The organism is Methanoregula sp., from assembly GCF_041645475.1.
Classification (GTDB): domain Archaea; phylum Halobacteriota; class Methanomicrobia; order Methanomicrobiales; family Methanospirillaceae; genus Methanoregula.
Genome location: NZ_JBAZQA010000019.1, coordinates 19,793 through 33,654 on the forward strand (window position 1 = coordinate 19,793; position 13,862 = coordinate 33,654).

Consider the following 13,862-nt stretch of genomic DNA (forward strand, 5'->3'; position numbering starts at 1 on the left):
TACTATTCCACCGAAAAAATATAAGGGTATGGGATTTATGGTGCGCCCGTCCCGGGTTTTTGCCTGCTGAGCGATTTCCACGGGTAGGGCAGCACCGCCATCAGGATAACGGCAAGAGCAATGGGGACCGGGATGGTTCCGAGAGCCGCGGCAAGCGAGACGTGATCGGCTATCAGCCCGTTGACGGCAACCCCGAGACCGCCAAAGCCTATGGCAAGCCCGAGCATCATTCCTGATGCGAGGCCCACATTCTGGGGCAAAAGCTCGTGGGACATGGCAACGGCAACGGCAAAGGTGGACCAGAGAAAGAACCCGAAGATGAGGATCGCAATAATCGCAAGAATCCCAGTTGTCATAAAGAAGAGGTAGAAGAACGGGATTGCGCCGACAAGCCCGAAGACCATGAACTCTTTCCTGCCAATGGCGTCCGATATGCGTCCTCCTGCGATCTGGCCGGCCACACCGGCAAGGAGCATCAGGGTCATCACTGCGCTTGCCGCAACCAGATCATAGCCCTGCGAGACCAGGTACATCGGGAGGAACGTGATGGCGGCAAAGACCGCCCAGGCCCGGAGGACCGAGGCTGCCATAAGGATGGCAAACGGTAATTTCGAGGGAGAGTCGCCATGAGCCGTTGCAGGTTTTGATGGGTATCCGGATGCCCCGGCAATCCCCTCCGGGAGGATGGTTTTGAGGAGAAAGAACATGATGATGGCCGGGATGACAAGGAGCAGGAGTCCGGGCAGGCCGAACGCCCAGACAACGACGGCGGCAAGGACCGGCCCGATGGCGTACCCGAGATTTCCGCCAACAACGAAATAGGAGGTGATCCTCCCCCGGTTCCCGCTCGTGCAGAGCTGGCTGACCCGGGTGAGCGCAGTCGGGTGGAAACAGGCATGACCCAGTGCCGCGAGGATGGCACAGGCCATGATCAGGTAATAATTCCCTGCAATGCCCATGAGGGCAACAAAGACTGCGCTGACGATCAGGCTTACGCCCACGCTGATTGTCAGGCCCCGGCTGTCCGAGAGCCAGCCGACAACCGGCTGGGTGAAGGAGGAGGTGATGTTGTAGGCGGTGACGAGGAGCCCTGCTGCAAGGTAGGAATACCCGTTGGTTGCGATCAGGAGCGGCAGGATCGCCGGGAGTACCGGCATGTAGATGTCAGTGACCATGTGGGCCGCAGCAAGGCCCGTTATGGACTGCATGACGCTGCGGGGCTGGGTTACTGGTTCCGTATCAGTCGTAAGATCTCGACCTCGATCTCCTGCACGTCTTTGGTATGGAAGGCAAAAGTGCGTTTTATCGGGAATGCCCCGCCGACTTTTTCAGCGATCTCCGCTCTCCCTTCCGTGTAGGCTTTTACAAATGGGGCAGATCCTGCATTAAAGATGCTGTAGGTAACCGGTGCAAGGGCAAGGGCTGCGTCGATAAACGGCCGGTCGGCATGGGCTTTCTGGGCCCCGAACGGGGGGTTCATGATCACGGTGTCACAACGCCCGGCCCGGGCCAGGAAGTCCGAATCCCGGACATCCGCCACCACAAAGGTCACTTCCGCATCGAGAAGCCGGGCGTTTGTTTCTGCCACCCGCACGGCCCCCTCGTCCATCTCTATCCCCGTGACCCGCCCGGCGCCAAGCAGGGCCGCTCCTATGGCAAGCACCCCGGTACCGCTGCCGAGATCGCAGACAGACCTGTCCTCAATATCGTGTTTCATCAGGGCGTGGAAGAGGAGGCGGGCGGCAAGCGGTGCCGGGGTCTGGTACTGTTCGAGGGCTGCCCGTGGTTTTGAAAAGCCCGAAAGGCGCTGGAGCATCATCTCCAGGTTTTTGAGTTTCATGGGATCTCGTCGATCTCGTACTCGTCCCAGGTCCGCTTCCCGCAGAGGATCTCGAACTCCTGCGGGGAGAGGACCGGTACGGGGAATCGCACCTGGTCGTCGTAGGCAAGCCGGGGGCAGGCCGTGTTCACGTACGCGGCAAGCCCGATGTTCAGGAGCTCGTCCGGGCTCACTTCCCGCATTGTGACAATCACCGCATGGGGCGAGAGCCCGGCAAGATATTTTGCGAGTTCCATCCGCTCCTGGCCCTGCTTGGTGGAGACGATGATACCAAAAGACCCGGCACCCCGGGCCTTCTCCATGACCGCAAACCGCCTGCGCTGGAGCGCTTCGCCGCTCACCTCCTGTGCCGTTCCGGTGAGGGGGTCGAGGGCTATAACCTTAAGGCCGGTGGTTAAGGCCATGCCGACCGGGTGGAAGACACCCGTCCCGACAAAAAGGATCGCTTCCACGCCCGGGATCCGTGCAGCGGTAAAACAACAGCCGAGCACCTGTCCCGGGTGGGGGGTCCGTCCGCTGCCCGGTGCAACCCGTGCCTCGAAACCCCGGGCATGGAGGAATGTTTCCATTGCGGGGATCCGGTGGACATGCTGGACCGTTGTGACAAGACCGATGGTCTTTCCGGAAAGGAGCGGCAGGGCTTTTTCGAGCACCGCGGGATCGAAGTCCACATGGTACGGCTCGAAGATCACGTCCGGCTGGTCATTGACCGGCGCGTGGCCGAAGTGGACGAGCACGTCGGCAAATGCAAGGGTGTCGAGCGCGAGGTCGCAGGCCCCATAGCAGGGATCGCCGCTCACAATGACGGAAAAACCGGCTTCACGGAGCGCCCGGGCATACTCCCCGGCCTTCCGCTTCAGCCCCTCCGGGAACTGGAGGGCAACCGTCTTTGCCCCGCGGGCAGTGAGCCTGTCGATCAGCTCAGATGAACCGCTCGATGACATGGACCCGGTCATCAACCTCGATCTTCACGAGGGACTTGTAGGGTCTCCCGATGTCGGGATTGCCCCGCTGGATTGCGATACAGACATCAACTACTTCTGCGCCGGCAATTTCCAGGGCTTTTAAGAGAGCAATCATGGTCCCGCCCGTGCTCACCACGTCGTCGATGATCACAACCCGGTCGCCTTTGTAGACCCCGTTCAAGTACAGTTCGCCTTTCGAGTACCCCGTTGTCTGGTGGACCGGAACCTCGAATGGGAGTTTGTACTCCCGCTTTCGCATCACGGTCATCGGGATGTCGGTCATTGTCGAGAGGACTGATCCGATATGGATGCCCATCGCCTCCACAACAACGATCTTGTCCACGTTGTTTAGGTCCAGCACTTTGACCATGGCGGCTGCCACGTCGCGGAGGAGAGCGGGATCGACAATCGGTACCCCGTCGGTGATCGGGTGGATGAAGTAATTGTACTCCCCGCGTTTCACCATCGGGCAGGTTTCAAGGGATTCTACGAGTCGGTCAAGCATGGTTCTCACCAATTTCTTCTAAGAACATTTCTATTCTGTCGAGATGCACATGGGGCATGCAGACAATGCGGAGGTGGCCCTGGCAGGTCCACGATACTCTCCAGGGCTCTGGCACCTGCTCTTTTCCACAGGTGAAGGTTGCCACGTTCACGTCCGGAGTGGCTGCCCGCGAGAAGCCCCGGGTTTCCATGCCGGCAATAAGGCGCCGGGTATTCTTCATGCACCCGGCAACGACTGCTGTCATTCCCTCCCGCCCAAGGTAATCAAGGACTGCGATTGCCCCGGCAACGGGAGCACCCGGGCGGGTGCCGCCAAGGGTGTACTCCTGCTTCACGGTCAGGTACGGGGTATCGATGTTGAGGGTATTGAGCAGGTCCGGCTCCCGGGTAAGGAGGCAGCCTGCAGGAATTGTGCTCATACCCATCTTGTGCGGGTCGACGGCAATTGTCGTCACGCCGGGCACGGCAAAATCAAACGGCATAGGATCGGGAAGGAACGGGATAACCATTCCCCCGAATGCCGCATCGACATGGAAGAAGATGTCATCCTGCACGGCGATTTTCCCAAGCGCCGGTATCGGGTCCACCATCCCGTATTCGGTTGTTCCCGCAACGCCCACGAGCCCTACCGTGTTCTTATCCACAAGCCCGGCTGCCGCATCCGCGTCCATACGATGGTCATCGAGGAGCGGTGCCCTGCGCATTTCGAGACCGAGGATGTCGCAGGCTTTCTTGAACGAGAAGTGGGCGGATCCGGGTACGATTATGTTGGGGGTAGTTATTTCGTGGCAGTGGGTTTTTGCCAGCCGGAGGGCCTGGATGTTGGACTCGGTACCTCCGCTCGTGGCATACCCGCCCGCGTCCGGGCAGTGGAAGAGATCGCCAAAGCGCTGCACAAGGAGTTTCTCAAGAGAGAACGTCCCGGGAAAGAGCCCGGGGTCCCCGAGGTTCGTCTCCATGAACATGCAGTGGGCCCGCGCTGCGACCGGGTGGGGGAGCGTGCACATGGAGCTCAAAATAAAGTCGTGGTCAAGATCCTCCTGTTTTTTCTCCAGGAGGAATCTGAAGAGTTCTTCTTCGGACTGACCCTTATTCAGCATCTTTTGATCTCGCGGCTTCGAGGATGATGCGTTTTTCTGTCTTTGCCACCGCCTCGCGGATCTTGGCAATGGCATCGATGTTCGCCGAGAGGCTGGTGATGCCGTGCTCCACGAGCCATTTTGCCATCTTCGGGTCAGACCCGGCCTGCCCGCAGATCGAGCACTCGACATCATAGGAGCGGCACACCTGGATCGCGTTGTGAATCAGGTGAAGAACGGCCGGGTGCTGGGGATTGTACATGGTGGCAACGTTCTCGTTGTTCCGGTCAATGGCGAGGGTGTACTGGATCAGGTCGTTGGTCCCGAACGAGGCGAATTTTATCCCTGCCTGGATAAAGTCCTCGATCATGATCGCGCTCGACGGGATCTCGATCATGATGCCGAGGGTGACGTTCTCAACGTCAACACCCCAGCCCCGCATCATTTCCCGAGCTTTAATGAACTGGTCGGGGTGGGAGACCATCGGGAACATGATGCCGAGGTTCTCGTAACCCTCGCTCCAGAGGCGCTTGAACGACTCTACCTGGAGCCGGAACTGGTCGGGGCTTTCAAGGTCGCGGCGGATTCCTCTCCAGCCGAGCATCGGGTTGTGCTCGTGCGGCTCGTTCTCGCCACCCTTCATGTTCCGGAACTCATCGGTCGGGGCATCGAGTGTACGAACCCATACCGGCTTTCCCGGGAAGGCATCGAGCACGATCTTGATGCCGTCGTGGAGTTCCTTGACGAACTCTTCCTCCTTGTGGTTCTGGATAAACCAGCCGGGAGTCTTGTTCAGGCCGAGGATCAGGTGCTCGATCCTGAGAAGTCCGACCCCGTCGGCGCCGGTTGCTGCCGCCCGCGCTGCTGCCTCGGGAATGGATACATTCACCTTGACGCTCGTTGCGGTGATGATGGGTGCATGGGCGACAACTGCCTGCTGGGCAGGCCCGGGTGCCGATACGGCCGCCGGGGGTGCTACTGCGCCCTCGTAGATGAGGCCCAGTTCGCCGTCAACTGTGACAACCTGCCCGTTCTTTAAGACTGCTGTCGCGGTCTTGGTGCCGACAACTGCCGGAGTGCCCAGTTCCCGGCTCACGATTGCCGCATGGCAGGTCATACCGCCTTCATCGGTTACGATAGCCGCAACCTTGCGCATTGCCGGAACCATGTCCGGGTTGGTCATCCTGGTGACAAGGATGTCGCCCTCCTTTACTGAACCGGTGTCCTTGACGTCCCGGATGATGACAACCTTCCCTGAAGCTATGCCGGGTGCAGCCCCCTGCCCCTTGATCAGAATATTCGCGCCTGACGTATTTCCTGACATGCCTTTTGCCCCCTTCTTGCTCCCGATGGTTGTGATAGGCCGGGACTGGAGAATATAGGTTGTTCCGCTGACAATACCCCATTCAACGTCCTGCGGCACGCCGTAATGGTTCTCCGCGATCTTGCCATACATGGCAAGTTTCTCGATCTCCGCGTCCGAGAGCACCTGCTTGTCCTGGCGGTCCTTTGGAACATCCGCAAGTTTCGTTCCATGGTCGCCGTTTGCAATGATCTCCACTTTCTTGTTCGAGATGAGCGTGTCCACGACTTTCTCGGTCCGCTGGTCAAACACGTATTTATCCGGGGAGACCGAGCCCGAGACAACGGCTTCACCAAGTCCCCAGGACCCCTCAATGATCGTTAAGGGTTCGCCCGATATCGGGTGGGACGTGAACATGACCCCGGCCTTTTCGGAATGGACGAGCTGCTGGACGACAACGGCGATATTCACGGTACTGTCGTCGAATCCCTGCCTGGCCCGGTAATAGAGTGCCCGCGCCCCATAGAGCGATGCCCAGCATTGCTGGACTGACAAAAGAAGGTTCGCGTCCCCCTTGATATTGAGATAGGTTTCCTGCTGGCCGGCAAAACTGGCATCGGGCAAATCCTCGGCAGTGGCGCTTGACCGCACCGCAACGATGAGGTTGCCGTTGTCCATCCGCTTGTAGGCCTTCTTGATCTCGTCCCGGATGGCAGCCGGCATCTTTGCCTTGATCACCAGCGCCTTTGCCTGTTCGGCCGCCTTTTCAAGTGCCTCGTTATCCTCGACGTCGAGCCGTTCGAACGATGCAAAAATCTTCTTTTCCAGACTGGTCTCGACTAAAAACCTGCGGAAGGCCTGAGCCGTTACCACGAAGGCTTTCGGTACGGGAAGGCCGATGGATGCCATCTCTCCAAGAGATGCCCCCTTGCCCCCTACCGATATGATATCCTCCTTCCTGATCTCTTCGAGCCATAGAATGTTGGGCACTTCTTTCATGCTCGCACCACATATGATCTCATCGCCCGCCACTTTAATCATTACCATGACGTGTCTCTCCTACCTGGGAATCCTCCCGTGAATGGCGGCTTTTGGCGACCGGTCCGCGGGGGAGCGCTTCGGCACAAGAAGAAAAACCCTCTTTAAGTCCGGTGCCGATAATATATGGGTTTTTATGGCAAACGCAAGAGTGCTCGTCAGCGATCCGCTGGCGGAAGAAGGGCTTGTAATCCTCAGGGCAGCCTGCGATGTCGATGTCAGGACAGGGCTTCCCGAGGACGAGCTCTGCAAGATTATCGGGGATTACGATGCCCTGCTGGTCCGGAGCGGCACTGAAGTGACCGCAAAGGTGATCGAGGCCGGGAAGAAGCTCCGGTTCATCGGACGGGCCGGTGTCGGTGTGGACAACGTGGATATGGACGCAGCAACCCGCAGGGGTATCATTGTTGCAAACGCTCCCGAGGGCAACACGCTCGCGGCAACCGAGCACACCATGGCGATGATGCAGTCGCTTGCACGGAACATTCCCCAGGCGAGCGCGAGCCTCAAGAAGAAGGAGTGGAAGCGCTCCAAGTTCATGGGTGTCGAGCTCAACGAGAAGACGCTCGGGATCGTAGGATTCGGCCGGATCGGGCGCGAGGTGGCAAAGCGGGCCAATGCAATGGACATGAAGTGCGTTGCCTACGATCCGTTCATCACTCAGGAACGTGCCTCCCAGCTTGGTGTCCAGATGATGTCGATGGCGGATCTCTTCAAAGTCGCCGATGTCATCACGGTCCACACCCCCCTGATTCCCGAGACACGGCATGTCATCAATGAAAAAAGCATTGCCACGATGAAAGACGGCGTCCGGATCATCAACTGCGCCCGCGGTGGTATCATTGACGAGAAGGCGCTCTACGATGCAATCAAGAGCGGCAAGGTGGCAGGTGCCGCACTCGATGTCTTCGAGGTAGAACCCCCGACCGAGTCCCCGCTCCTGACCCTTGACCAGGTCATTGTCACCCCGCATCTCGGGGCAAGCACGGTCGAGGCCCAGCTGAACGTGGCGGTCTCCGTTGCAAAGCAGTGCATCGAGGTCTTAAACGGCGGTTCTGCGAAATACGTTGTGAACGCGCCGATGGTTCCCCCGGAGCACGCGGAAGTGCTCGCCCCCTATGCCCAGCTCGCCGAGAAGATGGGCAGGTTTGCCATCCAGATCGCGGGCGGCAGGCTCTCCTCCGTTGAGTGCATCTATGGCGGGGAACTTTCCGCATATGCGGGAAGCATGAAGTTCGTGACCCGCCTTGCCCTGAAAGGTCTTCTCGACCCGATCCTCCAGCAGCCGGTCAATATCGTGAACGCGGAGTTCGTGGCAAAGGAGCGCGGCATCTCGATCAGCGAGACCGTGACACAGGAAGCCCGTGGGTTCAAGAATTTAATCACGATCCGGATCAGGACTGACAATGGCGAAGAGTCGGTCAGCGGCACGGTCTTTTTCAAGGGCCGGAGCCGGATCGTTGCAGTTGGCGGCTACACGATGGACATGATCCCCGAAGGTCACGTGCTGGTCTCCAAGCATCTGGACCAGCCCGGCGTGATCGGGCGGGCAGCAACCATCCTCGGGAAGAATAATATCAATATTGCCGGCATGCAGGTGGGCCGGTTCAGGCCTGAGGAACCGGCCCTGATGGTCCTGAACGTGGACAGCGATGTGCCGGCGGGCGTGATCGACGAGATCCGCGGTCTGCCCGGCATCTCTACGATGATGTTTGCCAAAATTTCCGATGAGAAGATCTGAAATATTCTTTTTTTAATGCATGTTTTTCCCGTCTGGCTGTGTACGACAGCGCTGTCTTGCGATGTCCCCGCCCGGTTGCAGGGTACCTCCCTCCGAGCAATGGCAAATGGGGGTCGGGCACGGTATTTTGTCTTCATACCGTAACGGCTGATTGCAGAAAATGTCTTCAGAAAAATCGTTTTTTATCCGGGTATCCGGTACCGTATTTTTCACTTTTACCTAATCCGACCCCCCCAATTAACCCATAAGACTGCGGGTAAAAAATCACCTGTTTTATGACGAGAATTTTCCGTTTGTTTTAGCCGTGGCTGTCATTGGGGGTCGGATGGGGTTAAAGTGATCAACAGGTTCCTCATCAGGAATTGGCGCCTGCCGATCCCTGCCGGGCCTGGGAACGGAGCCGGGCTGGATCAGCTTTAAGGTATCCGGGTGCCGATGCACAGGTATCCTGAATGGTGTACCGGGCTGCTCCTGTTGTGATCCACGGGGCTTACGGTATCGGGTGATTGAAAATGATCGTTACTATCGACCGTTCAACCTGTGTGAGCTGCGGGTCCTGCTGGGATGCCTGCCCGGGCTTTTTCGAACAGAACCCCGAAGATACGTTCAGCCAGGTGATCGAACGATTCCGGCTCAATGGGGAGACCGGGCGGGGCACCCCCGCGGACGATTCGATCGCATGCGCCCGGGATGCCGTGGATCTCTGTCCCATGCAGATTATCACGATTGAAGAGAATTGACCGGGGCCGCGCCCGGGTGGGAAGTCTGTTCTTAAAAAACGGATGCCGGCAATGTGAACTGCCGGTGTTCTGCGCGTTATGCCTCTTCGTAGATTCTCACGGACCCCGGCAGGATATCCGGTCGCGTGTCGGTCATGAAGTACATGTAGGGCATCACATGGACCAGGTATTCCAGGTACCCCTTGGCAAGACTGGAGAGCGTCTCGTTGCGGCGCCCGAGGATCAGGATGTGGAACCACTGGATGAAGAGGCAGATGAAGGCGATGATCCCGTAAACCCAGAGAACGATCCCTATCAGGATCCAGTAGACGATCCGTATGAGCAGTTCGAGACGGCCCGCGTCTTGCTCAAATGTGAAGAGCTGGCCAAGTGAAGGTGAACCTTGTGTCATGGTATATCAATTCAGGCATTTGGGCCTTCCCGTAATAAAATGGGCGTATTTATCGCCCGGATTCATATCCGGAACAAGTCGGGTCGGACGGATGCGTCTCCACTAATTTTTAATAATACCAAGACAGAAGTTATAGAGCATCAGGCACACGAGGGCTCGTGGTCTAGTTGGCTATGACGTCGCCTTGACATGGCGGAGGTCCTGAGTTCGAATCTCAGCGGGCCCATACAACAATCTCTCATTCTGCGTGATTTTTCCTGCGAGCGGATGCGCCCGCACTCCCTGTTTCTGAAGATACCTCCCCCGTCAGAACCCCCTCCGGCTCCTGGAAAATTATCGGATTTCCATGAGGGGGACCGTAGTGTCAGAATACCAAACGGGCAGAATCTGGCGGGTGTGATCCGCCCGGAAAAATCAATTGGCCCGGATCCACGAAAATGCCGGAATAAAAACTGATCAGAAAAATCTCTTCCGCCACATGAAGAGGCCGAGCAGAGCCGAGACTATGAAGGAGATCCCGAAGATGATCTCGAACCCCAAGGGTGACTGGGAGAGGGGACCCCCGCCCTCGACATTCATCCCGTAAAAACTGGCAATCATTGTCGGGATGGCGATGATGATGGTGATGGAAGCAAGGAACTTCATCACGATGTTGAGGTTGTTCGAAATGATGGTTGCAAAAGCCTGCGTCATGCCGTTTAAGATGTGCAGGTAGATCTGCGACATCTCCATTGCCTGCTTGTTCTCGATGATGACGTCTTCGAGGAACTCGGCATCGTCGTCGTACATCTTCAGCGGCTTGGTGCGCAGGATGCGCTCCAGCACCGCCTCGTTTGACTTGAGCGAGGTCGAGAAGTAGATGAGGCTCTTTTCCAGCTCCATCATCTGGAACAGTTCCTCGTTCTTCATCGAGCGGTGCAGTTCAACCTCAATCCTTGAGATCGTTCGCTCGATCTGCCTGAGGTGGTGGAGGTACGAGGATGCATTGCGGTGGAAGATCTGGAAGAGGAAGCGGGTCTTCTTTGCCGTGTGGAAATGCTTAACCTTTCCCGCCATGAAATCGTCCAGGATCGGGGACACCCGGCTGCAGACCGTAATAACAATGGTCCCGTTGATGATGATGCCGAGCGGAAGCGTGGAGAGTGTCCTGATTCCTTCGTTGTCCGTTATCATCGGGACGTCAAGGACCACGAGGACCACGTTGTCCTCGGCATCGATACGCGGACGCTCCTCCTCATCGAGAGCGGCCTTCAGGAAATCCAGGGGAACCTGGCAGGTCTCGGCCATCCGGACCAGTTCGGCCTCGGTCGGGCTTGTCATCCGTACCCATGTGCCCTCCCCCGGAGCGTCCACGGTCTCAATGACCGTGGGCTCAGTGTCTTTCTTTGTCCTGTAGACCTGCATCATGGTTCCAAACCTCGAACGGTTCCGCACAGATACCATGCCGCACCGGCACGGCGGGCAGCGGGATGTGTGCTGAGTAGTTGTGTTTTCATTCTTATTCTATATATAGAAAATTTTCCGGGTGCGCGCCGGGTCTGCAAAGAACGTTTATCCTAAAACCAGATCTCCGGAAATCCCTCCCAGATCGTGCGGGAGTGCCCGGCTCGTATGTTCGTCCCCTTTGTTCTGCGGGGGATCGAGTCCTGCACTGCATTCATGTGTTCCGGGTGCATCCGGGTCCGCAGGCTGGAGGGATCCGCCCCAAAAAATCCAAAAGGTTTACTCTGTTTTGAAAACAGACTATAAGGAATGGGCGAAACGGGCAGTCCCTTAAGAAAGATCGTCAAATCCCTTGGCCTTGTGTTCGGGGATATCGGGACAAGCCCCATCTACACTGTCGGCGCCATCCTGCTCTTCCTGCTGCCAACGGTTCAGAACGTCTTTGGCCTCCTCTCGCTCATCACCTGGACCCTCTTTATCATCATAACGGTCCAGTACATCTGGCTCGCCATGTCGCTCTCCGACAAGGGCGAGGGGGGTACGATCGTTCTCCGGACAATCCTGGACCCGCTCTTAAAACCCGGGATTGCTGCGTCCGTAGTATCCGTTCTTACGATCGTTGGCATCGCTCTCTTCATCGGCGATGGTATTATTACCCCGGCAATCAGTATCCTCTCGGCCGTGGAGGGGATCCTGCTGATCCCGGGGTTCGAAGAGACGAACGGGATAACCCTCATCCTGATTGCAGCCGCCATCGCCATCTGCCTTTTCCTTTTCCAGAGGCGGGGGAGCGACAAGGTTGCGTGGGCGTTTGGCCCCATCATGGTTGTCTGGTTTGCAACCCTTGCCATAACCGGTGTTGTTGCCATCATCGGCGCCCCGCAGGTGCTCTATGCCTTAAGCCCCATCTACGCGGTGGGTTTTATTCTTGAAAACGGGTGGGCCTCGCTGGTGGTGATGTCGGCAGTGATTCTCTGTGTTACCGGGGGAGAAGCGCTCTATGCCGATATGGGCCACCTGGGGAGGGAACCAATCGTCAAAGGGTGGGTGGTGGTCTTTCCCGCGCTCGTGCTCAGCTACCTGGGCCAGGGTGCGTACGTGCTGATGACCGACAACACCCACAACGTCCTCTTCTCGATGATCAACCACATCAGCCCGCTCATCTACGTCCCCTTCCTTGCCCTGAGCCTCTGTGCAACGATCATTGCCTCGCAGGCAATGATCTCAGGTATGTTCTCGATTGTGTACCAGGGAATGTCGACCCGGATCTTCCCCAAGATGAAGATCGAATACACCTCTCCGGAACTCCGGTCCCAGATCTATATCGATGCCGTGAACTGGATGCTGCTTGTCGCCGTCCTCGTTGTCATGTTCGAGTTCGGGTCATCCGAGAATCTCTCTGCTGCGTACGGGCTTGCCGTATCGGGATCGATGATGATCTCGGCCATCATGATGGCGCTCATCTTCCTCTTACAGAAAAAGCCGCTCCAGATGTTCTGTGCCGGTGCCCTCATCGTGATCGACTTCTTCTTCTTTGTTGCAACCCTGCTGAAGATCCCGCACGGGGCGTATTTCTCCTTCATCCTAGCCGCAATTCCGCTCATCCTCATCATCGCCTACATCCGCGGGCAGGACCGGCTCCACGAGCTGATAAAACCCCTCCCGATCAACGAGTTTTTGCCCCGGTACCAGGAGAGTTATGCCACGCTCCCCAAGATCCGGGGAACCGCGCTCTACTTCATAAGCGATGTCCAGAACATATCGCCGTATCTCGGGCAGGTCTTCTTCCAGAACGAGATTATGTACGAGAAGAATGTCCTGGTCTGCATCCGGAGCACGGAGAAACCCTTCGGGGTTACAACCCGTCTCGACCAGGACCTTGCCCCCGGCCTTGAGTCCTTTACGATAACAACCGGGTACATGGAAGTTATCGATGTCGTCTCCCTGCTGGAGACCCGGGGCATTGACGAGAAAACAATCTTTTACGGCATTGAAACCATTGTCAGTGACAAATTCTTCTGGAAGATCTACAGCCTTATCAAGAAGGTCTCGCCCCCCTTTGTCCAGTTCTATACTCTCCCCTCTGAGAAGATGCACGGGGTTATCATGAGGGTTGTGATGTGATCCGCCCGACCATTATATCAGATCCGGTGATAGATATCGCGTGGATCCGCTATGGCCGTTCTCCCCTCTTCTCTTCTCCCTGAAACGGGCATTTACCGGCGGATTATTCTCCTTGGCGTCCCCTTCCTTGTCGCAGCGAGCCATATCCTGATTATGGCTGCAACGCTTCCGTCTGCCCAGTTTCTCATCATGCTGGGGCTCATGGTTGCGTATCTCCTGCCTCCTGCGGGAAAAGAGACGGTCATTCCTATCGGCATTGCCCTTGGCATCCCCTGGTGGTATATGGCACTCTCGGTTGTCATGATCGATGTCGAGACCAGCCTCTTCATGTCGCTGAACTTCGATCTTGCGTACCGGATCCCGGTAATCGGCCCTGTGCTCTCGGGTCTCACGAAGACTACCGGACAGTTTATCGCGGATCACCACTGGCTTGCCGGCCTCTGGTTCTTTTCGATTGTCCTGATGGTGATGGTGCCGGTCTTGGGGAGCGGGGGTGTGCGGGGCTCCATAGCTGGAAAACTGCTCGGCATGAACACCTGGTTAGTCTTCCTCGCGATCCTTACCGGCGCATTCATCGGCTGTTTTGGCATGGCGCTTGGATCGGAAGCGATCCTGTCCAGTCTCTGTGCGAACCATGCATTCCCTGCGGAGATTGGGGCGCAGGTGTGCGGGAACGTGTGAACGGCGGGGAGGG

The 13,862-nt window shown here is 57.4% G+C and carries 12 protein-coding genes and 1 tRNA gene; 5 read left to right on the forward strand and 8 right to left on the reverse strand.

Annotated features, from left to right (window positions below; all coding sequences use genetic code 11):
- Nucleotides 1-35: 35 nt before the first annotated feature.
- Genes WC598_RS13210 through ppsA form a run of 6 tightly spaced genes read right to left on the reverse strand, consistent with a single transcriptional unit; the run spans nt 36 to nt 6,690 of the window.
- On the reverse strand, nt 36-1,208 hold the full coding sequence (locus WC598_RS13210) for an MFS transporter (RefSeq protein WP_372961974.1): 1,173 nt from the start codon (nt 1,206-1,208) through the stop codon (nt 36-38).
- Between the two features lie 17 nt (nt 1,209-1,225).
- The gene (locus tag WC598_RS13215; RefSeq protein WP_372961975.1) at nt 1,226-1,840 is read right to left on the reverse strand and encodes an METTL5 family protein; all 615 of its coding nucleotides are present in this window, start codon (nt 1,838-1,840) and stop codon (nt 1,226-1,228) included.
- Nucleotides 1,837-2,796, reverse strand: a complete 960-nt coding sequence (gene dph2, locus WC598_RS13220) for a diphthamide biosynthesis enzyme Dph2 (RefSeq protein WP_372961976.1) — start codon at nt 2,794-2,796, stop codon at nt 1,837-1,839. Before dph2 ends, WC598_RS13215 begins: the two co-directional genes overlap by 4 nt.
- Nucleotides 2,762-3,310, reverse strand: a complete 549-nt coding sequence (gene hpt / locus WC598_RS13225; protein WP_372961977.1) for a hypoxanthine/guanine phosphoribosyltransferase — start codon at nt 3,308-3,310, stop codon at nt 2,762-2,764. The genes dph2 and hpt overlap by 35 nt, the downstream gene beginning before the upstream one ends.
- On the reverse strand, nt 3,303-4,409 hold the full coding sequence (mfnA, locus tag WC598_RS13230; protein ID WP_372961978.1) for a tyrosine decarboxylase MfnA: 1,107 nt from the start codon (nt 4,407-4,409) through the stop codon (nt 3,303-3,305). Before mfnA ends, hpt begins: the two co-directional genes overlap by 8 nt.
- Nucleotides 4,399-6,690 carry a phosphoenolpyruvate synthase gene (gene ppsA / locus WC598_RS13235; RefSeq protein WP_372962016.1) on the reverse strand — a complete coding sequence of 764 codons (2,292 nt, stop codon included), beginning with the start codon at nt 6,688-6,690 and terminating at the stop codon, nt 4,399-4,401. The genes mfnA and ppsA overlap by 11 nt, the downstream gene beginning before the upstream one ends.
- A gap of 175 nt (nt 6,691-6,865) precedes the next feature.
- On the opposite strand from ppsA, the gene serA reads away from it, so the two are divergent.
- Nucleotides 6,866-8,470: a phosphoglycerate dehydrogenase gene (gene serA, locus WC598_RS13240; protein ID WP_372961979.1), complete on the forward strand. Its 1,605-nt coding sequence runs from the start codon at nt 6,866-6,868 to the stop codon at nt 8,468-8,470.
- Nucleotides 8,471-8,982: 512 nt separating this feature from the next.
- Nucleotides 8,983-9,210: a ferredoxin gene (locus WC598_RS13245; protein ID WP_372961980.1), complete on the forward strand. Its 228-nt coding sequence runs from the start codon at nt 8,983-8,985 to the stop codon at nt 9,208-9,210.
- A gap of 76 nt (nt 9,211-9,286) precedes the next feature.
- Here WC598_RS13245 and WC598_RS13250 read toward each other — a convergent pair whose 3' ends face one another.
- Nucleotides 9,287-9,601, reverse strand: coding sequence for a DUF4389 domain-containing protein (locus WC598_RS13250; RefSeq protein WP_372961981.1), 315 nt, complete (start codon nt 9,599-9,601; stop codon nt 9,287-9,289).
- A gap of 152 nt (nt 9,602-9,753) precedes the next feature.
- Between WC598_RS13250 and WC598_RS13255 the strand changes: the two genes are divergently transcribed.
- Nucleotides 9,754-9,827: transfer RNA gene (locus tag WC598_RS13255), tRNA-Val, on the forward strand.
- Nucleotides 9,828-10,057: 230 nt separating this feature from the next.
- Here the strand turns inward: WC598_RS13255 and WC598_RS13260 are convergent.
- Entirely contained in the window at nt 10,058-11,008 is a 951-nt protein-coding gene (locus tag WC598_RS13260) for a magnesium transporter CorA family protein (RefSeq protein WP_372961982.1), read from the reverse strand.
- 345 nt (nt 11,009-11,353) lie between these two features.
- Between WC598_RS13260 and WC598_RS13265 the strand changes: the two genes are divergently transcribed.
- Nucleotides 11,354-13,168, forward strand: a complete 1,815-nt coding sequence (locus tag WC598_RS13265; RefSeq protein WP_372961983.1) for a KUP/HAK/KT family potassium transporter — start codon at nt 11,354-11,356, stop codon at nt 13,166-13,168.
- Nucleotides 13,169-13,219: 51 nt separating this feature from the next.
- Nucleotides 13,220-13,849: a small multi-drug export protein gene (locus WC598_RS13270; protein WP_372961984.1), complete on the forward strand. Its 630-nt coding sequence runs from the start codon at nt 13,220-13,222 to the stop codon at nt 13,847-13,849.
- The last annotated feature ends 13 nt before the right edge of the window (nt 13,850-13,862 follow it).

What these genes read in the sequence shown, in the direction of transcription:
- WC598_RS13210 (WP_372961974.1), bottom strand. Translation starts at nt 1,208, where the DNA reads ATGCAGTCCATAACGGGCCTTGCTGCGGCCCACATGGTCACTGACATC.
- WC598_RS13215 (WP_372961975.1), bottom strand. Translation starts at nt 1,840, where the DNA reads ATGAAACTCAAAAACCTGGAGATGATGCTCCAGCGCCTTTCGGGCTTT.
- dph2 (WP_372961976.1), bottom strand. Translation starts at nt 2,796, where the DNA reads ATGACCGGGTCCATGTCATCGAGCGGTTCATCTGAGCTGATCGACAGG.
- hpt (WP_372961977.1), bottom strand. Translation starts at nt 3,310, where the DNA reads ATGCTTGACCGACTCGTAGAATCCCTTGAAACCTGCCCGATGGTGAAA.
- mfnA (WP_372961978.1), bottom strand. Translation starts at nt 4,409, where the DNA reads ATGCTGAATAAGGGTCAGTCCGAAGAAGAACTCTTCAGATTCCTCCTG.
- ppsA (WP_372962016.1), bottom strand. Translation starts at nt 6,690, where the DNA reads ATGAAAGAAGTGCCCAACATTCTATGGCTCGAAGAGATCAGGAAGGAG.
- serA (WP_372961979.1), top strand. Translation starts at nt 6,866, where the DNA reads ATGGCAAACGCAAGAGTGCTCGTCAGCGATCCGCTGGCGGAAGAAGGG.
- WC598_RS13245 (WP_372961980.1), top strand. Translation starts at nt 8,983, where the DNA reads ATGATCGTTACTATCGACCGTTCAACCTGTGTGAGCTGCGGGTCCTGC.
- WC598_RS13250 (WP_372961981.1), bottom strand. Translation starts at nt 9,601, where the DNA reads ATGACACAAGGTTCACCTTCACTTGGCCAGCTCTTCACATTTGAGCAA.
- WC598_RS13260 (WP_372961982.1), bottom strand. Translation starts at nt 11,008, where the DNA reads ATGATGCAGGTCTACAGGACAAAGAAAGACACTGAGCCCACGGTCATT.
- WC598_RS13265 (WP_372961983.1), top strand. Translation starts at nt 11,354, where the DNA reads ATGGGCGAAACGGGCAGTCCCTTAAGAAAGATCGTCAAATCCCTTGGC.
- WC598_RS13270 (WP_372961984.1), top strand. Translation starts at nt 13,220, where the DNA reads ATGGCCGTTCTCCCCTCTTCTCTTCTCCCTGAAACGGGCATTTACCGG.